The following is a 24112-nucleotide window of genomic DNA, read 5'->3' as shown; positions in this document are numbered from 1 at the left end:
GTGACTTCGCACAATATTTTGACTAGAGGTAAAGGATGTCAATACAATCATTAGGTGTAGGCTCAGGTTTAGATCTCGAAGGACTAGTGACGCAGTTACTTGAAGCTGAAAGTGTGCCAAAAACAGCCGCTTTGGATGCCCGCGAAGAAAGTGTTGAGGCAGAAATCTCTGCTATTGGTCAGCTAAAATCTAAATTAGAAGACTTTCAAGATTCAGTAGACGACTTACGAAGTGAAACTAACCTCAAAGGCCGTGAGCCTACCATCAATAATCCTTCCTCTGATATCGAACCTTTTACTGCTGAAGCATCGAATAGTGCATTAGAAGGTGAGTACCAAATAGCGGTTACTCAATTGGCAAGCGGCAGCAGAATTGAAACAGATGATGCTGTTAACGGTGGTTTTTCTAGCTCTTCTGATTCGGTACTATCTTCAGGCACCGGCAGTCTTACCTTTAAGGTTGACGCCACTAGTGATGCTTTTACTATTGATCTGTCGGCTGGGGACTCCCTAGAAGATTTACGTAATGCCATCAATAATGCAGATGACAATTTTGGTGTAATAGCCAGTATCATTTCTACAGGTACTGCTGACGGTGGAGCTAAGTTGGTTTTTACTTCTGATGTTACTGGTGAAGGTAACGATTTAGTGATTGTTAACGATAATGATATTGCAGAATTAGACCGTGTTTCCACAACCAATTCATTAGAAACGATTGACAATTTGTCACCCGTTACCTCAGCTCAAAATTCAAAAGCGACCATTGATGGTATTGCTGTTGAAAGTGAAAGTGATGAATTTGAAAATGTCATTGAAAACGTGAGTTTTACAGTGTCTGAGCTTTCTGAATTAGCTGCAGACGGCGTCACTTATCAAACATCTAAATTGAGTGTTGGGTTTGATACTGAAGATGTTGAAGCGACCATTAGAGAGTTTGTTGATAATTACAATGCTCTAAAGGCCGAAATTGATGTTCTAACGAATTACGGTGAATCTGATTTAGAAGAAGATGGAGCATTAGCAGGAGATTCATTAGTCAGAGGGATACAAACTGGCCTTGCTAACATTATGTTTTCGTCTGTTGACTCGTCTGCTTTAGGTACCCTTTTTCAGATCGGAGTCGAATTTAATGATGATGCTGAATTAGAGATTAGCTCTACTGATAATATTGGTTTAGGGAGTGGTGAAGACCGTTTATCTGACGCTTTAGAAGATAGCTTTGATGATATTGCAGCACTCTTTACAGATGAAGATAGCGGCATAGCAGTGCGTCTTTATGACTTTTTAGACGAGTATACTAGTTATAGTGGCTTGTTAAAATCTCGAGAAGATACCGCTAAAGATCAACGTGAGCAAATTTATGATGATAGAGCAACGTTAGAATTACGATTAGCAAATACAGAGCAAATATTACGAGATAAGTATTTGAATCTTGACCAAACAGTCGCTTCGCTAAATTCCACTAGTTCAGCATTACTGGCAACATTAGGTTAGTAATGCAATTTAATCTTATACAGCATGGACAAATATTATGGCGTTAAAAGGCATCAATGCTTATAAAAAAGGCAATATTAAACAAGATATAGCGCAAGCTGATCCACATAAATTAACATTAATGTTAATGCAAGGGGCGTTAGATAGACTTGCTTACGGAAAAGGTTGTATCGAGCGTAAGGATTATGCGGGTAAGTCAGAGCATTTATCTCGAGCAACCGCAATAATTATGAATTTGCGAGATACTATAGACCTCGAAGCAGGCGGAGAAGTAGGGGGGAATCTATTTGATCTATATGAATATATGTTACAACGTTTAATTGATGCTAATGTACAGAATAACTTGAAGATTGTAGACGAAGTGATTACTCTGTTTTTACCTATTAAAGCCGCCTGGTCACAAATTCCTGAGTCTGCAAAGCAAGAGGCTTACGAAACACAGAGGCAAAAACGTCAAGCAGCAGTTTGAAAAAATTAATTCTAGACCATCCTTATACTCCTTCCCAATTAAGTCTAATTAATCAAAACTTAGTGGATCATCTTTCAACCGGTGATCCAGATGAAGCTACTTTGCTGAAACTTGTCAAAAATCGTGAAGAAGTGATTGAAGCTTTTCTGAAAGAACATTCTAAAAAAGATTTAAAAGACTTTGCCGAACAAGAATTAAAAATGAATGGTCTATTAGTTGCTTATTGTGAAAAGATGTCTAAAGCGTCATTAAAGCGACTCACAGGCTTAGTGCGCGGTCGAAAAGCAGTAAAAAAATATCTCTGATCATGTTTAATGTTGGCTTTCATTAACAATTACCTACAGCTCCTTTAGGAAATAAATAACTATGTTTTCAAATAAATCGATTTTAATAACAGGTGGAACTGGTTCCTTCGGTAAACGTTTTGTAGACCACTTGATAAAGGAATATGCCCCTAAAAAATTGATTATTTATTCTAGGGACGAATTAAAGCAATTTGAAATGCAGCAAACTTTTAATGCTCCCTGTATGCGATATTTTATAGGTGATGTTCGTGATAAAGAGCGTCTTAAAGCAGCAATGCGTGATGTCGATTATGTGGTGCATGCCGCAGCACTAAAACAAGTTCCAGCTGCAGAATACAATCCTAATGAGTGTATAAAAACCAATATCAATGGTGCTCAAAACGTTATAGATGCAGCTATAGAAGCCGATGTTAGACGAGTTATCGCTTTATCAACAGATAAGGCTGCCAACCCGGTGAACTTATATGGTGCGACTAAATTAGCTTCAGATAAGTTGTTTGTTGCAGCCAACAATATATCCGGTGCTACAGGCCCAAGATTTGCAGTTGTTAGATACGGTAATGTTGTAGGCTCTAGAGGATCTGTAGTGCCATTTTTTCATAAGTTGTTAGATGAGGGGGTCACAACTTTACCTGTAACACATGAAGAAATGACCCGTTTTTGGATCACTTTAGAAGAGGGCGTAGAGTTTGTTGTTAAAAATTTTCAACGTATGCAAGGTGGCGAAATATTTGTCCCTAAAATACCCTCGATACGAATTTTAGATTTAGTTGAGTCTATCAGTGGCAATCGTGACTATAAGGTAGTCGGGATTCGCCCGGGTGAAAAATTACATGAGGTTATGGTACCAGAAGAGATGGCTCACCATTCATTAGAATTTGATGATCATTATGTGATTACGCCTGCAATAAAGTTCTTTGATAAAACGGTAGACTATTACAGAAATAAGTTAGGTGAGTTAGGGCAAGCAGTTGAAGAAAAGTTTGAGTACCACTCAGGCACCAACCCACGCTTTTTAACCGTTGATGAACTTAAAACACTTGATAAAGCTACCATCTAGCACTGGATGTAAACATGATCTTTTACGGAAAACATTCAGTTGATGACGCAGACATCGAAGCAGTGGTTGATGTATTACGTCATCAATTTTTAACACAAGGCTCAGTCGTTCCTCAATTCGAAAAAGCGCTTTGCCAATATACAGGTGCAGACTATTGTACTGCGGTCAACAGCGCAACTTCTGGGCTACATGTGGCCTGTTTGGCAGCAGGCGTAGGCTCTGGTGATTTAGTTTGGACAGTACCTAATTCATTTGTGGCGTCGGCAAATTGTGCGCTATTTTGTGGGGCAAGTGTCGACTTTGTAGATATAGACAAGCAAAGCAGAAATATCAGTATCTCTCAACTTGCTGCAAAATTAGAAAATGCCAAGCGACTCCGCAAACTTCCAAAAGCTTTAATTGTGGTGCATTTTTCAGGTTTAAGTTGTGATATGCAGGCTATTGCTGAAGTTATAGCTCCCTATGAAGTAGTCTTAATTGAGGACGCTGCTCATGCACTAGGTGGGCAATATCACGGTCAAAAAATTGGCAGCTGCCAATACTCAGATATGGCGGTATTGAGCTTTCATCCTGTAAAATCAATAACCAGTGCTGAAGGTGGGGCTGTTTTAACCAATAGTTCTGATTATGCTGAAAAGATAATATTACATGCCAAACATGGGGTAACACGAGATTCTAATTTGATGGAAGGAGAGAGTCATGGTCCTTGGTATTATCAACAGGTTGCCTTGGGCTATAATTACCGCCTGAGTGATGTGCATGCAGCTTTAGGGTTATCGCAACTTAAAAAACTTGATAGCTTTATTGCTAAGCGAATTGAGTTAGCAAAGGTTTATCAGCGAGCGTTAGTTGATTTACCATTACAACTACCGAGCTCTGGACAATTTACTAACAGTGCCTGGCATTTGTATATGGTGGAGCTAAGACATCATAGTAGAAAAGAAGTGTATCAGAAACTCCATGAGATGGGAGTAGGGGTTAATGTTCATTATATCCCAATCCACTTACAGCCTTATTATCAAAAGTTAGGGTTTAAAGCTGGGGATTTTCCCAATTCAGAACAGTTTTATGAACATGCCTTAACGTTGCCCTTATACCCGACTCTCACAGACATTGAGCAGCAAAGTGTAATTGATGCGCTTATTGAGGTATTGTCGTGAATATAGCTATTATCCCAGCCCGTGGAGGTAGCAAACGAATTCCCAAAAAAAACATCAAAAATTTTGCTGGTAAGCCTTTAATTGCTTATTCCATTGAGGCAGCCAAAGCATCAGGGGTTTTTGATAAAATTATTGTCACTACAGATAGCCAAGAAATTGCAAATACCGCCATTGAACTAGGTGCCAATGTTCCTTTCATTAGACCTGCTAACTTATCGGACGATTTTTCAGGCACTCGCCCTGTCACCAATCATGCAATCAAACATTGCATCGAGCACTTCTATAAACCTGAGTATTGTTGTTGTATTTATGCCACTGCGCCCTTTATAGAGGCTGAATATTTACATCAGGGGCTCAACTCGCTTAAAAAAAGTAAAGATAAGGCATTTGCATTTTCGGTAACAAGTTTTGCTTTTCCAGTTCAACGAGCGTTAGTTAAACAAGATGACGGTGTAACGCCGATGTTTCCTGAAGATATTAACAGACGGTCTCAAGACGTGCCGGAAGCCTACCATGATGCGGGACAGTTTTATTGGGGAAGAACCGACGATTACTTATCTAAAAAGAGAATATTTAGTGAACATAGTATTCCAGTTATTTTACCTCGGCACCTAGTACAGGATATAGACACACCAGAAGATTGGTTAAGAGCAGAGTTGATGTATAAAGCGTATATTCAAGGATTAAAAAGTGACCGAAATAGTTGATAATAGTCAGCCTGTAGAAAAAATTTTACTAATTCGTATGTTGAGCACTGCAGACGTGTGTGCGATTGGTTTGCCAGTTGCTCGTTATTTTCAACAACAACATTCTAATGCTGAAGTGCATTTTCTGACTTTTGGAGATGGTGGGAGTCTATTGCAACTAGCCGAGCCTAATCTGACTATCCATACGGTTAAAAAGGCACAATGGCCTGACGATTTCTTTCAAGCACTTGAGGCCTTTCTGGCAATTGCTGAAACAATAGTAGGAGAGACATATACTAAAATAGTTAATTTAGATACGACTTTTATGCCTTGTTTTCTTGCTCGGTTCTTAAAGGATGCCCACGAGCCTGTGAGTGGTAATTATTTAAATATGTCTATTTCATCCTTGCTTGAAAAAGTGCAATCCCAACAGCTACAGGCTGACTATGTAAACTCCGAACAGGCATATTTAGATAGCTCGTTTACAACTATGTATAAATGGCAAACTCAGTGGTGGGAGTTCGGTGATACACCAGATGGTGGTTATCCAGAGTTTTATCTAAAGCGCTGTTGTGGCTTAGTTACTGATAGTCTTTCTCAATCGATTAATGTGGTGCCAGATAAACGTTTAACGAAAAAAGCTAAATTAAAAAAAGTGGTCGGTTTATGCTTAAAGCAGGCAGATGACCAACACTCATACTCTCAAACCCCTGAACTCAAAAAACTGTTATCACAGCAAGGTTATGAAGTTTGGAGTGAAGTAGAAGTTAATAGCGATCCAAATAAATTACTTAAAATGATGGCGGCAAGTGATTTAGTAGTCACCAAGTCAGCAGCCCCTCGTTGGTATGCTCAGGCTGTATCTTGCCCAACTTTACTCATTAGTGGTCAGAGTGAACCCGCTTTATTAATGCCTGAGTTTGCCACTGAACAGACACCACCAAATGCTTGTGATAAACCAAATGAATTACTTGAAAGTATCGACTCTATTTTTGAACATTTTGCCGAAGTAGAGAAAGGTACTCATAATGGTTGATATTAAAATTGGTAATAGGCTCATTGGTCCAGCTCATACGCCCTTTATTATTGCTGAGTTAAGTGGAAACCATCAACAAAGTCTTGAGCTAGCTATATCAATGGTGGATTCTGCGGCAGCTGCAGGAGCTCATGCAATAAAATTACAAACTTTTACCGCTGACAGTATGACCTTAGATGTGGATAACGAACACTTTGTTATTCAAGAAAAAGAAAGTTTATGGAGTGGTGAGTCTCTACATGCTTTATATCAGAAAGCGGCGACTCCTTATGAGTGGCACAAACCCTTATTTGAGAAAGCTAAGTCACTTGGTATGCTCGCGTTTAGTTCTCCTTTTGATGAAGATGCTGTCGATTTTTTAGATGCGCTTGATGTGCCCTGTTTTAAAATTGCTTCATTCGAATTGACCGATATTCCTTTGATTCGCAAAGCTGCGTCTAAAGGTAAGCCACTAATTATGTCCACCGGCATGGCCAGCTTATCTGAAATTGAATTAGCAGTTAATACAGCTAAAACTGAAGGCTGCACAAATATTATTTTACTCAAATGCACCAGTACTTATCCGGCATTACCCACTCATACTAATTTAGTGACAATTGCACACCTAAGAGATGCGTTCGGTTGTCAAGTCGGCTTGTCTGACCATACAGCCGGAGTCGGTGTGTCAGTTGCTGCCGTGGCATTAGGCGCAACTGTAATTGAAAAGCATTTTGTTTTAGACCGTCAAGCGGGTGGGGTTGATGCTGCTTTTTCATTAGAACCAAGTGAGTTATCAAGTTTGGTTATTGAAACTGGACGAGCACATCAGTCAATGGGACAGGTTTGTTATGGCGGTACTGCAGCTGAAGAAAAATCCAAATTGTACAGACGCTCGATTTATATCAGTGAAGATGTAAAAGCTGGAGATGTCTTATCGTCTAATAACGTTAAAATAGTGCGCCCAGCCTACGGTTTAGCCCCAAAACATTGGGATGATATATGTGGCAAGATGGCTAAGTGTGATTTGAAAAAAGGGACGCCTCTGTCTTGGGGTATGGTTGAATAACACTATGTCTAGGCGTGTACTCTTTAGGGTAGATGCGAGTCCAATTATCGGCTTTGGTCATCTAATGAGATCCCTAGCTCTAGCGCAGGGGTTGAGCCGTGAGGGTATTGAGGTGATGTTTGCCGTTTCAGATTTCACCGAGCAGTATTGCCTCAGTCGTCAAGATTGGGTGGGTGATATCCACATTTTACCTGTAAGTTCGAAACAGGCCGAAACCGCCGCGTTATCAACTTTATGCAAAGACACAGATGCAAATTGGTTGATTTTAGACGGCTATCAGTTTGACTTCGAATATCGCAACACGTTAGGTGCGGTAAGCTGTAAACTTGGAATATTCGATGATGGAGAGGTATTTAAAACCCAACGTATTGAGCCTGATTTAGATATGCTTATTAACTGGGCTCCGGCAGCTGATTGTTTACATTACGAGCAATGCGCGCCTAACGCACAATTATGTGTAGGTGAAAATTATCGAGTTTTAAGAGAAGAATTTTGTAAATCTGAGCCAATACCTTATGAGCTTAGACGCCCTTTACTACTTATGTTTGGAGGCAGTGACCCTTCTAATTTTACATTACCTTTATTGCAACAATTAACTGCTTTGGGTGTTGATATACCTATCACCATAGTCACCGGAGCAGGATATCAAGCATTGCCAGAGCTAGATTTATTTCTCGATACAAGTTCATTGTTTGTTACCCATCATCATAATAGCCAAGATATTGCACGATTAATGTCAGCAGCCCGTTTAGCTATATCTGCAGCCGGGGCGAGCCAATTTGAACTACTTAGTTGTTTGACTCCTTCTATACTCGTTACTGTTGCCGATAATCAAATATTCGCAACCCAGCAAGCTAAAAAGCAAGGATGGTGTGAGATTTTTAATTACCGGTGTGCAGAGCATGAACACCTAATTAACGATATCGTCCAAGCTGCAGTTAATTTGTGGGAAAATCCTGAAAAGCTAAATTTAATGCATCAACATACAAAAGAGCATGCAAATCAAATGGGTATTAAACGAATTATTGAGGCTATGTACTAATGGTTGTGAATGAAGGCACTGAAACAATAAGTGAGCACTTTTTTACACCCTTTACCGAAGAGTATCTAGCTATAGTTTTGCAATGGCGAAATAGTGAGCGGGTCAGAATGAATATGCACAATAACAGACCAATCACTCAATGTGAGCATAAAAAATGGTTTAGTGCATTAAGTGACGATCAAAACCGTGAAAGTTGGATTTATTGTCAGCACCAGAGGCCTGTAGGTATTTTAAACTTTACAGACGTAAAAACAGAGCATATTGAGTGGGGCTGTTATTTAGGTGAAACAGATATTTTACCTGGGAGTGGATTAATACTTGAATGGGCCGCTTTAAGTTGGGCATCGCGGCAAGAACATTGTTTAACATTAGGTGCGCAAGTTTTGTCGTTTAACACTTCTGCTTTAAAGTTACATAAGTTATTTGGTTATGAAAAAATAAAAAGCGAGCAAGGTGGAACTAGGTTGCTAGAAGAAAGCGACGTTGAAGAAACCTATCAGGTTCATTTCTTTAGTTATGCCACAGAAATGTGGAAAAATAACAAACTTAAGGTATTGACGAGAATGCCGAAGCCCATTCAAAAGGCTATTGGCCAGATTCAATTTTTATACAAGGATTAATAGCAGTGAATATAGAACAAGTTGTAAGAAACGCCATGATAGCAGTCGCAGAAATTAGTGACTGCAAGCTTATTACCCCGATTGAAGCACAAACAGTGTTATTAGAGTCTGGGCTCGACTCTCTGGGTTATGCCATGTTGGTTGGTCAACTAGAAGAAGAGCTAGGGTTAGATCCTTTTACAGAAATGGCCATCACCATATATCCCTCTACATTTGCAGAGTTTGTGGTTATTTATCAACAAGGTTATGATCGTAAACTTGCCTAATGCCTACCTTCGAAAAAAAACTCCTCGACCTTAGTCAATTAAGTGTAATTATTACTGATGATAGTAAGGTAACGGCCAAACAACTTTTGGAGCAATCTGCTGCTTTACGCTCTGGTTGTTCCGAGCTTAAATCAAAAAGTGTAGCGGTTGTGTATACCGATACTATTTCTTTTGTCACTGCTTTGGTCGCTTTTGATGGTTTTTGTGGCGCGCTATATTTGTGTTCTCGCGATTCAATCAAAAGTATTCCTAAAGATGTGTGTCACTGGCCTATCAATAGCAAAACCGATTGCAGTAAAAGTACAGTAACTTCCCAAAACGATGGGTTATCTTTACCTATTAAAACAAAATGGTATTTAGCTTCTTCAGGCACATCTGGAATGCCTAAATGGTTTTCTCACAGGTTTAGTGATCTCATTCGTCAAACCAGGATATCTGCAACACTGCAAAACTTATGCTGGGGCAGCTTATATGAGCCACATCGTTTTGCTGGCTTACAGGTAACACTGCAAGCTTTGTTAAGTGGTGCTAGTTTAGTGGTAACCGAAAAGACCAATGTCATTGATAGGGTTAGCGTATATGCCCAGCAAAACGTCTCTGCAATATCAGCCACTCCCAGTATGTGGAGACAGTTGTTGATGACCAATCAACTACACAGTTTATCACTTTCTCATATTAGTTTAGGAGGCGAAATCGCCGACCAAGGGATAATTGATGCGTTAAGCCATTATTTTCCTATTGCAAATATTCGTCATATTTATGCATCTACAGAGGCAGGTGTGGGCTTTGTCGTTTCTGATAAAAAAGCGGGGTTTCCTCAATCTTGGTTGCAAGAAGGAGTAAATGGTGCAGAGCTACAAGTCGATGGCAACCAACACTTACGTATTAAACCCCAAGGGCGACTTGATAAAAGCCTTGTTAACCGAATTGATGAAAATGGGTTTCTCGACACAGAAGATAGAGTTGAGTTGGTCAAAGGCCGAGTACTATTTTTAGGAAGAGCAAGCGGTATTATTAATGTGGGTGGTAACAAAGTGCACCCAGAGAAAGTTGAGTCGGTACTGCTGTCAGTCGAAGGTGTATTACAGGTAAGAGTTTATGCTAAAGCTAATAGTGTTTTAGGCGCGTTGGTTGAGGCAGAGATTACTATAAACCCGAGTTTAGATTGGAGTGTTTTGGTTAAAAAAATCAGATCGCAGTGCAAGTTGAAGCTGCAACGTTTTGAAATACCTGTAAAATTAAGACAAGTAACTAGAATGGAAATTAATTCATCGGGTAAATTATCTCGGAGTAATATAAATGTCTGACTATGTGATTGTGACAGGCGCAAGTAAAGGTTTAGGTTTAGCTACAAGCAAAGCGCTACTTAATGTTGGGTATAAAGTTGTTGCCATAGCGCGTACTTTTTCTGATGAATTGCAAGCGTTGACCGAAACGCACTCTGAACTATGCCATTATATAAAGTCAGACCTTTCTGACCTAGAAAATATACCCAAATTATGTCGCCAAATCACGAAACAGTTTGGCCGTCCTTATGGATTAATAAACAATGCTGCAGTAGGCCATGATGGCGTGTTAGCGACTATGCCAAATAGTGATATAGATAATATTATGCGTGTGAATGTGCAGGCTCCTATGTTGTTAAGTAAGTACTTGATGCGTTCAATGTTGTTAAATCGCACAGGACGAATCATTAATATTTCATCGATTATCGCTAAAACTGGCTTTAATGGCTTAAGTGTATATGGTGCAAGTAAAGCGGCTCTTGAAGGGTTTACTAAGTCTTTAGCGAGAGAGGTAGGGAAAGCCGGAGTAACGGTAAACTGCGTCGCTCCAGGTTATATGCAAACCGACATGACTGACAACCTGCAAGGTGAAAAATTAGAATCGGTAAAGCGTCGCAGCCCTTTGGGCAAACTCGCCACTGTCGATGATGTTGCTGACATGGTGATGTATTTATTAAGCCAACAAGCTAAATCAATAACAGGCACAGTAATGACAGTTGATGCAGGCAGTACCGCTTAAGTTAAATGAGCCGGCTAAAGCTCTTAAATAAATAGTCGATATAAACCAAAATAAATCATTAAAAAGTCATGTTGTGTGCCAACATGTTGCAGTATTGAATGGAAAGCTAAAAGAAATGACCAAAACAGTATACGTGGGAATGAGTGTAGACCTAGTTCATCCGGGCCACCTAAATATAATAAAAAAAGCGACAGAGCTAGGTGAAGTTACTATTGGTTTATTAACTGATCAAGCTATTGCAAGTTACAAACGTGTCCCTTTTATGACCTTTGAACAAAGGCAGCAAGTAGTAGAAAACATTAAAGGCGTGAGTAAAGTCGTTCCACAAACCACGTTAGATTATGTTCCCAACTTAGAGAAATATAAGCCCAACTATGTTGTACACGGTGACGACTGGCAACAAGGTGTGCAGAAAAATGTTCGCCAATCTGTAATTGATTGTTTAGCACAATGGCAAGGCGAACTAATTGAAGTGCCTTACACTCAAGGTATTTCGTCATCTGCATTGCATCAAGCAATGAAAGAAATTGGTACTACTCCACAAATTCGTCTGAAATCATTGAAAAGAATACTGAATGCTAAACCCTTAGTAAGGTTTTTAGATATTCATAATGCTTTGTCTGGCCTAATCATCGAGAATACTAAAGTCGTCACTGAAAACGGACCACAAGAGTTTGATGGAATGTGGGGAAGTAGCCTTACAGATTCAACCGCTAAAGGAAAACCTGATATAGAGGCGGTAGATGTATCGTCAAGAATGGGCACCTTAAATGAAGTCCTTGAAGTCACCACTAAACCTATTATTTACGACGGCGACACAGGCGGTAAAACAGAACACTTTGTGTTTACTGTGAAAACTTTAGAACGCTTGGGTGTGTCTGCGGTAATCATTGAAGATAAGACGGGCCTTAAAAAGAATTCTCTTTTTGGTACTGACGTCGCACAAACTCAAGATAGTATCGAAAACTTCAGCGCAAAAATTCGTGCTGGTAAAGATGCCCAAGCAACAGATGATTTTATGATCATTGCTCGTATTGAAAGCTTGATTTTAGGGCAGGGTATTGACCATGCGCTAGAGCGAGCGAAAGCTTTTTTAGCTGCTGGTGCTGACGGTATTATGATCCATAGTCGAGAAAAAACAACAGATGAAATTTTTGAGTTTTGTGATAAATATGCAGCACTCGAAAATAAGAAAATTCTAGTCGTAGTACCTTCTAGTTATAACAAAGTATATGAATCGGAGTTGGTTGCTAGAGGTGTTAACGTAGTGATTTACGCTAACCAATTATTGCGTAGCGCCTATCCCGCTATGGTGAATACTGCTACCTCTATTTTAACGAACGGCCGTTCCGCAGAAGTGGATAGCAGCATGATGCCAATTAAACAAATTTTAGAATTGATCCCCGGTGGTAAATAATGATCAGCCCAGCTGATTTTTGTGCTGTGTTAGAAAAAGTTAATATTAATTTTTACGCAGGTGTACCAGATTCACTGTTAAAAAACTTGTGTGCGTTTATTGATGATAGTTATTCCTTTGACCAACATATAATTGCTGCAAATGAAGGCAATGCGGTGGCATTAGCTATGGGGCATTATATGGGAAGCGGTAACCCCGCTGTGGTGTATATGCAAAACTCTGGGTTAGGCAATGCAGTTAATCCATTAACGTCTTTGGCTGACCCTAAAGTCTATAGCATTCCTATGTTAATGGTAATTGGATGGCGTGGAGAGCCCGGTGTTAAAGACGAGCCGCAACATGTTAAACAAGGTGAGATAACTGAACAGCAATTACACATTATGGATATCCCTTATGTTGTATTAAGTGCTGATACTGCGCTTCAAGCCACGGTTTTACCTTTGTTACATACCATGCATGAACAAAGTCGACCAGTGGCAATCTTAGTTAAAAAGAGCGTGTTTACTGAATTTAAAGGTGACACTTCAGTATCAACAACAAGCCAGTTAAAGCGTGAGCAAGCTTTAACTGTGCTGTTAAATGAATTTGAAGCACAAGACGTGATTGTTTCTACTACAGGTAAAACGTCTAGAGAAGTTTTTGAGTTACGAAAAAATCTAAACCAAAATGCATCTGATTTTTTAACCGTAGGGGGAATGGGGCATACATCATCTATCGCTATGGGCGTCGCATTGGGAGCTCCTGAAAAACGAGTGATTGCAATTGATGGTGATGGTTCGATGTTAATGCATATGGGGGCGTTACCCATAATTGGTTGCCATGGTGTTCGCAATTTAATCCATATTGTATTGAATAATGCTTGCCATGAGTCGGTTGGTGGTCAGCCTACGGTTGCCGGCGATGTTAACTTAAAAGACATGGCATTGGCTTGCGGTTATAAACAATATATAACCGCTAAAAATGAACAAGAAATAGTGGCTAATTGGTCACGTATTACGCCTAATTCTGGCCCAGTATTATTTGAAATTAAGATTGCGAAAGGTGCGAGAAAAGATTTAGGGCGCCCTACGTCTAGCCCAATAGAAAATAAAACCGTGTTTATGCAGCATGTGGGCAGCATGTAATGGCTACCTTGCTTGCAGACTACTCTGAAGTAAACATTATTGAAACTGAAGATTACCTTAGCGATGTAGTGCCGTTATTGAAGGATGGCAATATTTTGTTGGTTACAAGCCAAGGGTTTAGGCAAAGAGGCACAGTAGCTACCATTGTTCAAGCTTTAGGTCATGAGCGGGTGATCGTATTCGATCAAGTTACACCAAACCCTGAGAAAACCTTTATTCGAACCCATTACCAACAACTAGCTGAACAACAGATAACTAATATAGTAGCCTTAGGTGGCGGCAGTGTAATAGATACCGCTAAAGTGTTTGGTGCAATGTTTAGTTACCCAAACCAACCTATTGAACAGTTATTAAGTCGAAATGATTTAACATGTAGTATTAATTTAGTTGGGATACCTACCACATCGGGCACAGGCGCTGAAGTGACGCCTTTTGCAACTGTGTGGGAAAATAAAACGAATAGTAAGCATTCTTTGTATGGTATTAAACCTAACGCGGCACTTTTAGACCCGCAGTTAACTCTGACGTTGCCCTACACTGATACGCTTTATCCTGCACTAGATACTTTATCGCATGCGTTGGAATCTATATGGAACAAAAATAAAACTCAGTTTAGTGAAGAAGCTGCCTTTTACGCTATTGAGTTAATTTGTTCCGCTTTACCTAAGGCGTTAGTTGAGCCGGATAACTTGCAAGCTAGAAAAGATTTACAGTGCGCGGCGACACTTGCAGGATTAGCAATATCAATTACTAAAACAGCAATAGCCCATGCTATATCGTATCCATTAACCTCTAAATATAATGTGCCCCATGGGTTAGCATGCAGTTTTACTTTACTTGCCATAGTTAACATACATGGCGAGAAAAAATTAGGGCTCCCTTCAAAGTTGATGCCTAACGTTAACAAGCTATTAGCAGAGATAGACTTTTCAAATGCACTTTCCTCAATGGTTAGTTGGGATGATATTCAAGGTTTGTCTAAATTGAATTTTGATAAAAGTAGAACAGGCAATTTTATAGCTGCTGTAGACAACGATTTAGTGGCAACTATTTTACAAAAAAGTCAGATCTTAGCTGAATTATAGGCGCAATGATGAAAACTAAAACTCTTCTTTTTGGTGCGGGACCTGGTGCAGGTTATTTCATTGACAATACACATCACGAAAGAGACTTTGTTGGAATGTTGGACAATGATCTTAATAAGGTCGGTACAGTTATCTTTGACTTACCAGTTTATTCACCTAAATCATTAAATGACTTGGAATATGATGAGATTGTTATTACCACACAGTGGGCTATGGCAGTGAAGGCACAGTTAACTGAGGAATTTAATGTGCCTGATGATAAAATTATATTGCCAGCTAAAAACCAATTAAAAACTGAATTGCCTTTCTATTGTGAGCAAAGTTTACTCTTGGGACGAAAAATAATTAAAGGGCTAAGTCAGTTAGCGGTTGAGGAAAATGTTCCGCTTGTTGTAGATTTCGGAACCCTACTAGGATTAGTGCGTGATAAAGACATTATTCGTTGGGATGATGATATTGACTTTGCTGCTCCTCAAGACCATGCACAACGAATAGAAACCTTAGTTTTTGGCTTTGTGGCAAACAACCCGGACATAGATTGGCGTATGGAAAAAGTCACTGATGGTAATAATTTAATGACTTCTATCTTATTAAAATTCACCTCTGAATCAGAAGATTTGTTGGTGTTTACAACATCTATTTCATTCAGAAAAGAGCAGGGCGGTAGGTCTATTCATTTGCCTAGTATGGGTATGTGGTATGCACCACAGCATCATTTTTCAGACTTTTCAGTGATTGAATGGCAAGGTAATATTATTCAAGTGCCTGCCGATTACCTTGCTTATTTGACATTTCAATACGGTGATTGGGCAACACCGAAAAAAGACATCAAATTAACAGACTACGCCCACCTTCAAGAAATTAGTTTCTCAGATATTAAAGCTGAGAAGAGAAGGCTACAAACGATCAATAAGGCTTAAGTGTGTTAGATCCTAAGCTTGTTAGTTTATTGCAAAAGGTTGTGCCAATTTCACCTGAGAAAATTTCTCAGTTTTCTTTTATGTTATTTGGTACTGGCGGTTTTGCGAAGAATATATATCAACAATTCAGCTCTAATATTACTGGTGTAATTGAACATGAAGCCAGCATTGCTGAAAGCCAAAAAAATTGTACGCAATCATTAATTTCACCCAAACAAGCAAAGGGTAATGTATTAATTGGCTCGGATATTGGTAATTTTCAATATAACCAATTATTAAGTTTAGCTGAGGCTGATCATAGCCGGATTGAAAAAGTGCTCTTGGTCGATCCTTTTATTCAGCATAGAAATATCGAACAACAATCGCCTGAAAAAACCATTGTATTACTGGAGCATGCAAATGGGGTAGTCAAGCACGATCCATTGTTAAGTCAGTTTAAACGCTATTTTGCTAGGCAAGGTAAGGTGGTGGCATCTATATGCCCGTTAACTTTGTATTATTATTCACAGTATTTTAGTTGCCAAGATGTGATCATGTTTAGTGGTCAAAGAGCGCTTTACGACATTGGTAGACAGGTATTTGCTAATCACAAGTTAACCTATATGGAATATGGTTTTTTTCCTCAGTCAGAACATTTTTATTTGGATAAGTTGGGTGTTAATCAAAATTGTAGCTTAATGACAGACGACCTAGATTGGGTGGAGCAAAAGCATTTTGAAAAGTTAAAGAGAGTTAAAGCATCATACTTGGATGGTTTTAGATACATCGCTAAAGATTACATTTTAGTTCCCTTGCAAGTACCTGATGATCCAAATGTTGTAAATTGTTCGCGCTTTACTAATGGAATGCAGGAGTTCATTGATTATATCGTTGAGTTTTATCCCGCACGTCAAAAAATCATGTTTAAGCCTCATCCAAAAGATCCTAAACGCAGGCAATATGATTACAAAGGTAAAAATTTTTCAAATTTACCTTTTTTAACATTACTAGAATCAGCATCAAAAGTTCATGGGATAACGTCTAGTACACTATATGAAGCTGCACTAGCGGGTGTTGATGTGATCACTGAAGGAAAATCGATTTTGGCGAAACACTTACGCCAAAAAGATAAGTTGTTCGCCGCTATGGTTGATAGACAGATCTCTAGATTTGATACTGATTTTCAATACAACTTGTTAAATTACACTAATTTGGTGGACCCAACTTAAGGTGAAATGATGAAAAAGATATATTTAGGTTGTGGTAAAGATAGAAGGGAGGGGTACTTGCATGGCGATATTAGAGCGTTGGAAGGCATCGATATTATTTGCCAGGCTTGGGAGTTAAGTCAGAAAGAGCAAGGTTTTGATGAAATATACAGTCGTCATATGTTTGAGCATTTAACTGCTATGGAAGGCGAGTTTGCTTTAAAAGATTGGTTTCAAGCGCTTAAACCTGGTGGATTGCTACATTTGATCGTGCCAAATATGGATTATCATTGTGAACAGTGGTTGAAAGCAGAATGGAACGAAGTCACCATCAAAGAGAAGTGGTCGGACGCACGGCATGCTTTTGCTAGTATTTTTGGATGGCAACGGGAATGCAATCCTAATCAAGCCAACTATAACCAAACGTATTGGGATGTTCATAAATCAGGATATAACAAGCGGCGTATGCAATATGTTTTAGAAAGAAATGGATACGTAAATATTGATATTACTATTCAAGATGACATTCATTTAGTCGCAAAAGCAATCAGGCCTTGTTAGGTTAGCATGAAGGCAGAACCATACTTTTCTGTTGTGATTCCTGTTTATAATCGAGTGGATTCACTAAAACGAGCTTTAGTGTCTGTTATACGACAAGACTTCTCTGATTTTGAAGTCATTGTGGTGGATGATGGCTCAACTGCTAAGTTTGCCCTAGAGATTACTACTATGGTTAACGCGCTTGGCGGTAGTAAGATTCAACTCATTCGTTATGAAAAAAATATTAACGGAGCGTATGCTAGAAATGTAGGGATAGAAGCATCTTTAGGTAAATATGTATGTTTTTTGGATTCTGATGATGAGTGGGATAAAAACAAGCTATCAGAGGTCTACAGCTATACAAAAAAACGCAACGTAAAGTTTGTTTATCATCAGTGTCGTATAGCTTCGGGTAAGGTTATTCCTGACAAAGGAATTGCTAGTGATGAGTTATTTACTGAGTACTGTTTTGTTCGAAACCAGCGTGTAGGGGCGCCTACTTCCACAATTACTATCTGCAGACAGCTTGCCCTTGATAGTCTTTTTGATTCATCACTCACCGGCCATCAAGATTGGGATTTTTGTCTAAAGCTTGAAGCAAAAGGCATTCAGTTTAATTTTTTAGAAAAAGCTATGTGTACAAGACACAAGTCTAGTCAAGATAGTGTCGGGCAAAATATAAGTTTCGAGTATTCACTTGATTTTTTTAATCAAAGAAGAGAGTTTTTTACTATTCGATCAGCAAGTTATTTTCATTGGCTCACTTTGCTACCTAAAGCAATTAAAGAGCTATCTTTGTCGGAGGCTCTATTTCGTTCTAAGTATTTTTGGTTTATGTTCTATTTTTTAAGAGTAGATGGATTTAAAGCTGTTCTGATTGGTTTAAGGAAAGTATTCATTTTAAAGCGAAGGTTGAAGCTATTAAAACGAAAGATATCCAAACTGAACGGGCACATTTTTATCTACGGGGATAACTATTACGGGCGATTAGTGAACGAAGGTATGGGTAAAGAGGCTATGGGGTTTTTAGATAGTTTACCTTTGCGCGATTTCTGTATTGGAAAACCTGTTAAGCCAATTAGTTATTTAAATAAAATTGATGTTGACCAGGTTGCAGCAATTATTCTCGCCACTGATAATCACTACAAGATTATGACAAATAATATTCTAGAATATTGTCCATCTCTTAAAAATAAAATCATATGTTTTTAGTCTTAGCCGATAAATTATAATCAGAAGCTAAGTTTGCAATTGGATACTCTCAAGTTTATGAATTTTTCTAGAGAAATAAGGCGTTTTAAACGATGGACAAAAGTATGGGGAATTAAATATATTTGCCCTTTTTGCTTAAGACCCCAAAGAAAATTTATGCCTGCGGGTTTAAAGTTACCATTGTTTGAAGACTTAGATATTGTTGGAGGTGGGTATAGGGATAATGCTCAATGTTTAGTGTGTGGCTCAATGGATCGAGAACGCTTAGTATATCTCTACTTGAAACAGCGAACTTCTATTTTTAGAATCGGTGGTAGAGTGTTGCATATTGCCCCAGAACCGTTACTAATGAAATCTCTACAAAAGCAAAGGAATATACAATATATACGTGCCAATATTTCTCAATCGCGGGCGGATGTTAGTTTTGATGTAACTCAAATTCCTTTTAAAAGCGATTCGTTTGATTTAATTATAATGAATCATGTATTGGAACATGTACATGATGATAAAAAAGCAATGAGTGAGATTTTGAGGGTACTTAAGCCTAAAAAAGGGTTTTGTATCTTGCAGGTGCCGATTGGTAATGCATTATCGCAGACTATTTATGACCCTTCTGTATCTAGTGACGAAGAAAGGTTGAGTCGATACGGACAAGAAGATCATGTCAGGTTGTATGGACAAGACTATCCAGATTTACTATCCAAAGCTGGGTTTAAAGCAGATGTTTTTGATTGGCGCTCAGATAAAGCTAAATTTTCTAAATACAATAAATATGGGTTAATAGAAGGAGAAAAACTCTTTGTTGGTTATAAATAGTTTCAATACTGTCAGTTTTCAGAGCTAGAAGTTCATATTAAGTATAATGATTATATGAGTAAAGAGATTCTATCTAACGCACAAATTATTCGAATTATAGAAATCATAGAAGGTGGGCTGATACCCGATGCGTTCACTTTTCAAAACGTTAACTTTTGGCCACACATTAGAATCTCACTCATAGCTAGATTAAAAAAACAGCACAAAGAGACGGTTAAAAGCTCAAAACTAAGTCTAGTGTCGACACAAGTAATTAAAACTTGCAAAAAAATAGTTCAATCATTTTGGTACTGTAACTGGTTAGATCGCCGCTCGAATCTCAAAAAAGTTCAGTACACAACTATGATCGTTGCCCCTTATGTGCATCGCTATGGAGCAACTAAAGCAGGGTTTTTGAATCAGCATGCCGATGCCCTTAGAAATAGCAGCGCAGATAGTGACTCAATAGGATTAATTGAATACTCATTCAATTTTAAACAAAAGAAAAAACGAGCATCTGATTCAAAGCTTCTCTATTTAATGCCTGATTTACTAGGCCTCAAATACCAAATTCTGTCAGTGCTTGGTATACACAAAAAAAATTGTAGCTCAAAATGGCTTGCGGCTGTTGATCACATCAATTGTGTGTTTGCTAAAGAAAATATTGCTATCTATCTTAATCCGCAAAACCTGTTATTGGAGGTAAGAAGAATTGAGGAATTAGCGAGTGTTTTTAAAAAAGAGCTGCTTAAACATGATGTAAAACATTTAATAAACATTGTTTACTGTAATTTTATTGCCATTTCTTTTATTTTAGCCGCTAGAAAGTTAGGGATAAAAACAACAGAATATCAGCACGGTTCTCAAGATGAGACACACCCACACTATTCACGTTGGACGTTAATAAATGATAAAGGGTATGAGCTACTGCCTGAAAATTATTGGGTTTGGAGTAAAAACACCTTTGGTTATATGAGTGAATGGGTGGATAAAACCAGTTTTCATAATGTTAGGTTAACTGGAAATTTTTATATTTCACCTTATTTGAGCGAGGTTAAAAAAAGCCATAAAAAGAAAGTTATATTGTTAACACTACAAGAGCCTTCTTTGTTTCCTAATTTTATGTTTGAAGTCATTAAACAAACTTCAGATGAATGGGAGTGGTGGGTAAGGGAACACCCTAGATTTAGAATGCGCGCTTCTTTTTGGAATAAGTTAGTAGATTTGTCTAATAATCACATAGTTAACGTAAGTGATGGTCACCTTTACCATTTGTTTCCTAATGTGGCGGTTCATATGACTGGCTTTTCTACCTGTGCTTTTGAGGCTGAGCTGTTTGATGTTCCCACTATATTTTTTGATAAGCATGCTGAATTCGGCTATCAAAGTCTCATCTCTAAGTGTAAACACTTAGTTTATGCATCCAACTTTGAGCAGGTGTTAGCTAGCATTGATGATATTCTAGACATTCCAATCACTCCGTCGGGGTTTATTGAAGAAGCCAAGCATTCCGTTGATTATTTTTTGGCAAGGTTAAAATAAATTATGTCTACATTTGTCGTCGAAACATTAGATGAGCCTGGTATTTATAAAACAATCCAAGAGTCGGGGGTATGTGTTATTCCTCACCATTTAATTGATTGCAGCCAACTTACCTCTGAGGCCAGCGAAATTATCCAAGAAGCGGAACGACGTAACTTTGAAGAATATAGCCCTGGGGTGGCAGAAAAGCTTTTTGTTAAATCTTCAATTGCAAAACAAGCATCGAAGTACCCTAAGATATGTAATTATTTTTCACATCCTTTGTTTCGTTTAGTGTTTGATAGCGTGACTAATGGCGAGGGGACATTTTGTGAAGACATCTATATGACTAAAGAAGTAAGAAATGATAGAGGTTTAGCACGAAATGGTTATCTACATTTTGACCGTAACTGGGCCTTTAAGGTAATGGTTTATCTTTCAGATGTAACTGAAGGGTGTGGCCCTTTTTCTGTAGTACCGGGTTCACATGAATTAGGTAGAAGTTTGCGACATCTAGGTTGGGAAAAATATAAAAAGTATGGGAATGTGCCTAATCGTTCGGAAATTGATTTTCCTGATGTGAGTAAATTATTAGGAGAGACTCAGCCTATTTATGGTAAAGCCGGTACCGTTATTCTTTTTGATACAGATATCTTTCATCTTGGAGGATTAGTAGAGACGGGTAAACATAGATGGATTATTCGCTCTCATTGTCGTGCTTGGTAATGATAAAATGATTAGCAATCCGGTTAGGGTATAAAAAGCTATTGGTTTAGAGTTTTGTGGCGATAAACTATGTATTAGAACAAAATAACCCTACATTTTGTTTCTCTTAATTTTGTCATTGGAGTTTTTGAGTGGTTTTACACAAAAATCTTGTACCTTTTGTAGTGTCGACTAATGATTCATTGCGTACTGCTCTGGCGAAGATAGAAAAAAATAAGCACAAATTAGTTTATGTAGTGGATGAAAAAAATCATTTGATAGGATGTTTGGCCGATGGCGACTTTCGACGTTGGTCTTTGATTCAAACCTCAATAAATTTAGAAACACCCGTCATTCAAGTATGTAACCTAAATTGTCGAAGTGAATCAATTGATGTTAATCAGCGAGATTTACATCAAACAATGACTGGGGGGCTATCTTCATTACCTCTAGTGGATGCAGCCGGGCATTTAGTCGCTATAGCTCAAAATACCATTAAATTTATTACTATCGATAACAAGCGAATTTCAGCTGAAGATCCCACATATATTATCGCTGAAGTGGGTAATAATCATCAAGGAGATATGACGCTAGCTAAACAGTTGGTCGATGTGGCCTTAGCGGCAAAGGTAGATTGTGTTAAGTTTCAAATGCGATCTATGGATGCTCTTTATAGAGAAAAGGGCATTGAAAATGAAGATATTGGTACTCAGTATACAATTGACTTGTTGAATAAATACCAGCTTTGTGATCAACATATGTTCGAAGTTTTTAACTATTGTCAAAGCAAAGGGATTACCCCCTTATGTACTCCTTGGGACATTCACTCACTTGAAAAATTAGAAGCCTACGGCATGAAAGCCTATAAGGTAGCTTCTGCAGATTTTACAAATTACCCTTTACTCGAAGCAATCGCAGCAACTGGCAAGCCTATGATTTGCTCCACAGGAATGTCAACTGAAGATGAAATTCGGCAAAGTATTGAGTTTTTAGAACGGCATAAAGCCCAATTTATTTTATTGCACTGTAATTCTACTTATCCCACCCCTTTTAAAGATATTAATTTAGCTTATTTGCCAAAACTACAAGAGTTAAGTCAATGGGTTGTGGGATATTCTGGTCATGAGCGGGGATGGAGTATTCCTATTGCTGCCGTCGCACTCGGGGTTAAAGTCATTGAAAAACATATTACCCTAGACGTTACCCTTGAAGGAAACGATCATAAAGTCAGCTTGCTACCTGATGAATTGGCAGCCATGACACAAGATATACGTAACGTAGAGCTTGCTAAAGGAAATACTCAGCACTCTAGAGTAATTACTCAAGGAGAAATGATAAACAGAGAAGTATTGGCTAAAAGTTTAGTTGCGAAGCAAGCTATTTCTAAAGGTAGTGTAATAGAGCACCATATGGTGAGTGTAAAATCACCTGGTAGAGGAGTTCAACCTAACCGATTATCCGAATTATTAGGAAAAGTTAGTAACCGGGATATTGAAAAAGGTGACTTTTTCTATGATAGCGATATTAATGGACTTTCCAATAAAAAATCTCGTTATCAATATTCGCGACCTTACGGTGTGCCAGTGCGTTATCATGACTTTAATGCGTTGAAAAATGAAGTAGAGTTGGACTTTGTTGAGTTTCACCTGTCCTACAATGATTTATCGGTAGTTCCTAATCAATTTATTAGTCCTCAAACTTCTATTGACTTGGCGGTTCATGCCCCAGAATTATTTGCCAACGACCATTTACTCGATTTATCGTCTTTTGATGACCAATATAGACAACACTCTATTGAGGCCTTACAAGGGGTAATAAACCATACTCGTATATTAAATGAGCTTTTCCCAAAGACTAGAAATCCGGTGTTAGTTTTAAATGCTGGTGGTTGGAGTACGGATACATTTTTGGATGCCAATCAAGTCGCTCTTAAATATGACTTGGTAGCTGATGCTTTAGGGAAAGTTGATGATTCTGGTGTAATTGTTGCTATCCAAACTATGCCGCCATTTCCTTGGCATTTTGGTGGACAAAGCCACCATAACTTATTTGTTGAGCCGCTGGAAATTCGTACGTTTTGTGAACGAACAGGGGCTAAAGTTTGTTTAGATATTTCTCATTCAATGATGGCTTGTAATCACAACAAAACTGATTTGTATGAGTTTATAAAAATAGTAGGACCCTATGTTGTGCACTTACATATTGTCGACGCATCAGGTTTAGATGGTGAAGGAGTTGAGCTTGGTAAAGGTGATGTTGACTTTGCCCGTCTAGGTAAAATGTTAGAGGAATTTGCTCCAAACATCCCTTTCATTCCAGAGGTGTGGCAAGGCCATAAAAATAATGGTGAAGGATTCTGGCAAGCGCTGGACTATCTAGAGTCAAAAATTAAATAATAA

At 38.4% G+C, this 24112-nt stretch carries 24 protein-coding genes; all 24 read left to right on the top strand.

Going from position 1 to position 24112, the window contains the following annotated elements; translation table 11 throughout:
- Positions 1-35: 35 nt before the first annotated feature.
- The 24 genes from fliD to ABJD71_RS14455 all read left to right on the top strand — a co-directional run bounded on the left by fliD (position 36) and on the right by ABJD71_RS14455 (position 24109).
- Positions 36-1493, top strand: a complete 1458-nt coding sequence (gene fliD, locus ABJD71_RS14570; RefSeq protein WP_348170851.1) for a flagellar filament capping protein FliD — start codon at positions 36-38, stop codon at positions 1491-1493.
- Positions 1494-1530: 37 nt separating this feature from the next.
- The gene (gene fliS, locus ABJD71_RS14565; RefSeq protein ID WP_348170848.1) at positions 1531-1962 is read left to right on the top strand and encodes a flagellar export chaperone FliS; all 432 of its coding nucleotides are present in this window, start codon (positions 1531-1533) and stop codon (positions 1960-1962) included.
- A complete protein-coding gene (locus ABJD71_RS14560) occupies positions 1959-2267 on the top strand; it encodes a hypothetical protein (protein ID WP_348170846.1) in 309 nt (102 codons plus the stop codon). Before fliS ends, ABJD71_RS14560 begins: the two co-directional genes overlap by 4 nt.
- 61 nt (positions 2268-2328) lie before the next feature.
- Complete coding sequence (gene pseB, locus ABJD71_RS14555) at positions 2329-3327, top strand: UDP-N-acetylglucosamine 4,6-dehydratase (inverting) (RefSeq protein ID WP_348170843.1); 999 nt, start codon at positions 2329-2331, stop codon at positions 3325-3327.
- 14 nt (positions 3328-3341) lie between these two features.
- Entirely contained in the window at positions 3342-4487 is a 1146-nt protein-coding gene (gene pseC / locus ABJD71_RS14550) for a UDP-4-amino-4,6-dideoxy-N-acetyl-beta-L-altrosamine transaminase (RefSeq protein WP_348170840.1), read from the top strand.
- Entirely contained in the window at positions 4484-5194 is a 711-nt protein-coding gene (gene pseF / locus ABJD71_RS14545; RefSeq protein ID WP_348170837.1) for a pseudaminic acid cytidylyltransferase, read from the top strand. Before pseC ends, pseF begins: the two co-directional genes overlap by 4 nt.
- Complete coding sequence (locus ABJD71_RS14540; RefSeq protein ID WP_348170834.1) at positions 5178-6209, top strand: hypothetical protein; 1032 nt, start codon at positions 5178-5180, stop codon at positions 6207-6209. Before pseF ends, ABJD71_RS14540 begins: the two co-directional genes overlap by 17 nt.
- Positions 6202-7254: a pseudaminic acid synthase gene (gene pseI, locus ABJD71_RS14535; RefSeq protein WP_348170831.1), complete on the top strand. Its 1053-nt coding sequence runs from the start codon at positions 6202-6204 to the stop codon at positions 7252-7254. The genes ABJD71_RS14540 and pseI overlap by 8 nt, the downstream gene beginning before the upstream one ends.
- 4 nt (positions 7255-7258) lie before the next feature.
- Positions 7259-8296, top strand: a complete 1038-nt coding sequence (gene pseG / locus ABJD71_RS14530; protein WP_348171020.1) for a UDP-2,4-diacetamido-2,4,6-trideoxy-beta-L-altropyranose hydrolase — start codon at positions 7259-7261, stop codon at positions 8294-8296.
- Positions 8296-8916 carry a UDP-4-amino-4,6-dideoxy-N-acetyl-beta-L-altrosamine N-acetyltransferase gene (pseH, locus tag ABJD71_RS14525; protein WP_348170828.1) on the top strand — a complete coding sequence of 207 codons (621 nt, stop codon included), beginning with the start codon at positions 8296-8298 and terminating at the stop codon, positions 8914-8916. Before pseG ends, pseH begins: the two co-directional genes overlap by 1 nt.
- A 5-nt stretch (positions 8917-8921) precedes the next feature.
- Positions 8922-9182, top strand: coding sequence for an acyl carrier protein (locus ABJD71_RS14520; RefSeq protein WP_348170825.1), 261 nt, complete (start codon positions 8922-8924; stop codon positions 9180-9182).
- Positions 9182-10489 (top strand): class I adenylate-forming enzyme family protein, encoded by a 1308-nt coding sequence (locus tag ABJD71_RS14515; protein ID WP_348170822.1) that lies wholly within the window; start codon positions 9182-9184, stop codon positions 10487-10489. Before ABJD71_RS14520 ends, ABJD71_RS14515 begins: the two co-directional genes overlap by 1 nt.
- The gene (locus ABJD71_RS14510) at positions 10482-11207 is read left to right on the top strand and encodes an SDR family oxidoreductase (RefSeq protein WP_348170819.1); all 726 of its coding nucleotides are present in this window, start codon (positions 10482-10484) and stop codon (positions 11205-11207) included. Before ABJD71_RS14515 ends, ABJD71_RS14510 begins: the two co-directional genes overlap by 8 nt.
- Before the next feature lie 115 nt (positions 11208-11322).
- Positions 11323-12624 carry a phosphoenolpyruvate mutase gene (gene aepX / locus ABJD71_RS14505; RefSeq protein WP_348170816.1) on the top strand — a complete coding sequence of 434 codons (1302 nt, stop codon included), beginning with the start codon at positions 11323-11325 and terminating at the stop codon, positions 12622-12624.
- A complete protein-coding gene (gene aepY / locus ABJD71_RS14500) occupies positions 12624-13748 on the top strand; it encodes a phosphonopyruvate decarboxylase (protein ID WP_348170812.1) in 1125 nt (374 codons plus the stop codon). Before aepX ends, aepY begins: the two co-directional genes overlap by 1 nt.
- Positions 13748-14833 carry a phosphonoacetaldehyde reductase gene (locus tag ABJD71_RS14495; protein WP_348170809.1) on the top strand — a complete coding sequence of 362 codons (1086 nt, stop codon included), beginning with the start codon at positions 13748-13750 and terminating at the stop codon, positions 14831-14833. Before aepY ends, ABJD71_RS14495 begins: the two co-directional genes overlap by 1 nt.
- 8 nt (positions 14834-14841) lie before the next feature.
- Positions 14842-15753, top strand: a complete 912-nt coding sequence (locus tag ABJD71_RS14490; protein ID WP_348170806.1) for a LicD family protein — start codon at positions 14842-14844, stop codon at positions 15751-15753.
- Between the two features lie 2 nt (positions 15754-15755).
- Positions 15756-16961, top strand: coding sequence for a hypothetical protein (locus ABJD71_RS14485; protein ID WP_348170803.1), 1206 nt, complete (start codon positions 15756-15758; stop codon positions 16959-16961).
- A gap of 9 nt (positions 16962-16970) precedes the next feature.
- The gene (locus ABJD71_RS14480) at positions 16971-17501 is read left to right on the top strand and encodes a methyltransferase domain-containing protein (RefSeq protein ID WP_348170800.1); all 531 of its coding nucleotides are present in this window, start codon (positions 16971-16973) and stop codon (positions 17499-17501) included.
- Positions 17502-17507: 6 nt separating this feature from the next.
- Positions 17508-18692: a glycosyltransferase gene (locus ABJD71_RS14475; protein WP_348170797.1), complete on the top strand. Its 1185-nt coding sequence runs from the start codon at positions 17508-17510 to the stop codon at positions 18690-18692.
- A gap of 156 nt (positions 18693-18848) precedes the next feature.
- Complete coding sequence (locus tag ABJD71_RS14470; RefSeq protein WP_348170794.1) at positions 18849-19508, top strand: methyltransferase domain-containing protein; 660 nt, start codon at positions 18849-18851, stop codon at positions 19506-19508.
- Between the two features lie 54 nt (positions 19509-19562).
- A complete protein-coding gene (locus tag ABJD71_RS14465; protein WP_348170791.1) occupies positions 19563-21029 on the top strand; it encodes a hypothetical protein in 1467 nt (488 codons plus the stop codon).
- A 3-nt stretch (positions 21030-21032) separates the two neighbouring features.
- Complete coding sequence (locus tag ABJD71_RS14460) at positions 21033-21734, top strand: phytanoyl-CoA dioxygenase family protein (RefSeq protein WP_348170788.1); 702 nt, start codon at positions 21033-21035, stop codon at positions 21732-21734.
- 131 nt (positions 21735-21865) lie between these two features.
- Positions 21866-24109, top strand: a complete 2244-nt coding sequence (locus ABJD71_RS14455; protein ID WP_348170785.1) for an N-acetylneuraminate synthase family protein — start codon at positions 21866-21868, stop codon at positions 24107-24109.
- Positions 24110-24112 lie beyond the last annotated feature (3 nt).

This window comes from Paraglaciecola sp., assembly GCF_039943935.1.
Taxonomy (GTDB): Bacteria; Pseudomonadota; Gammaproteobacteria; order Enterobacterales; family Alteromonadaceae; genus Paraglaciecola.
Note: the sequence above shows the minus strand (reverse complement) of the source record. Positions and strands in the feature narration are given on the sequence as shown.

What these genes read in the sequence shown, in the direction of transcription:
- pseB (WP_348170843.1), top strand. Translation starts at nt 2,329, where the DNA reads ATGTTTTCAAATAAATCGATTTTAATAACAGGTGGAACTGGTTCCTTC.
- ABJD71_RS14470 (WP_348170794.1), top strand. Translation starts at nt 18,849, where the DNA reads ATGCCTGCGGGTTTAAAGTTACCATTGTTTGAAGACTTAGATATTGTT.
- pseC (WP_348170840.1), top strand. Translation starts at nt 3,342, where the DNA reads ATGATCTTTTACGGAAAACATTCAGTTGATGACGCAGACATCGAAGCA.
- pseG (WP_348171020.1), top strand. Translation starts at nt 7,259, where the DNA reads ATGTCTAGGCGTGTACTCTTTAGGGTAGATGCGAGTCCAATTATCGGC.
- ABJD71_RS14510 (WP_348170819.1), top strand. Translation starts at nt 10,482, where the DNA reads ATGTCTGACTATGTGATTGTGACAGGCGCAAGTAAAGGTTTAGGTTTA.
- pseI (WP_348170831.1), top strand. Translation starts at nt 6,202, where the DNA reads ATGGTTGATATTAAAATTGGTAATAGGCTCATTGGTCCAGCTCATACG.
- ABJD71_RS14460 (WP_348170788.1), top strand. Translation starts at nt 21,033, where the DNA reads ATGTCTACATTTGTCGTCGAAACATTAGATGAGCCTGGTATTTATAAA.
- ABJD71_RS14495 (WP_348170809.1), top strand. Translation starts at nt 13,748, where the DNA reads ATGGCTACCTTGCTTGCAGACTACTCTGAAGTAAACATTATTGAAACT.
- pseH (WP_348170828.1), top strand. Translation starts at nt 8,296, where the DNA reads ATGGTTGTGAATGAAGGCACTGAAACAATAAGTGAGCACTTTTTTACA.
- ABJD71_RS14475 (WP_348170797.1), top strand. Translation starts at nt 17,508, where the DNA reads ATGAAGGCAGAACCATACTTTTCTGTTGTGATTCCTGTTTATAATCGA.
- fliS (WP_348170848.1), top strand. Translation starts at nt 1,531, where the DNA reads ATGGCGTTAAAAGGCATCAATGCTTATAAAAAAGGCAATATTAAACAA.
- fliD (WP_348170851.1), top strand. Translation starts at nt 36, where the DNA reads ATGTCAATACAATCATTAGGTGTAGGCTCAGGTTTAGATCTCGAAGGA.
- ABJD71_RS14465 (WP_348170791.1), top strand. Translation starts at nt 19,563, where the DNA reads ATGAGTAAAGAGATTCTATCTAACGCACAAATTATTCGAATTATAGAA.
- ABJD71_RS14490 (WP_348170806.1), top strand. Translation starts at nt 14,842, where the DNA reads ATGAAAACTAAAACTCTTCTTTTTGGTGCGGGACCTGGTGCAGGTTAT.
- aepY (WP_348170812.1), top strand. Translation starts at nt 12,624, where the DNA reads ATGATCAGCCCAGCTGATTTTTGTGCTGTGTTAGAAAAAGTTAATATT.
- ABJD71_RS14515 (WP_348170822.1), top strand. Translation starts at nt 9,182, where the DNA reads ATGCCTACCTTCGAAAAAAAACTCCTCGACCTTAGTCAATTAAGTGTA.
- ABJD71_RS14480 (WP_348170800.1), top strand. Translation starts at nt 16,971, where the DNA reads ATGAAAAAGATATATTTAGGTTGTGGTAAAGATAGAAGGGAGGGGTAC.
- aepX (WP_348170816.1), top strand. Translation starts at nt 11,323, where the DNA reads ATGACCAAAACAGTATACGTGGGAATGAGTGTAGACCTAGTTCATCCG.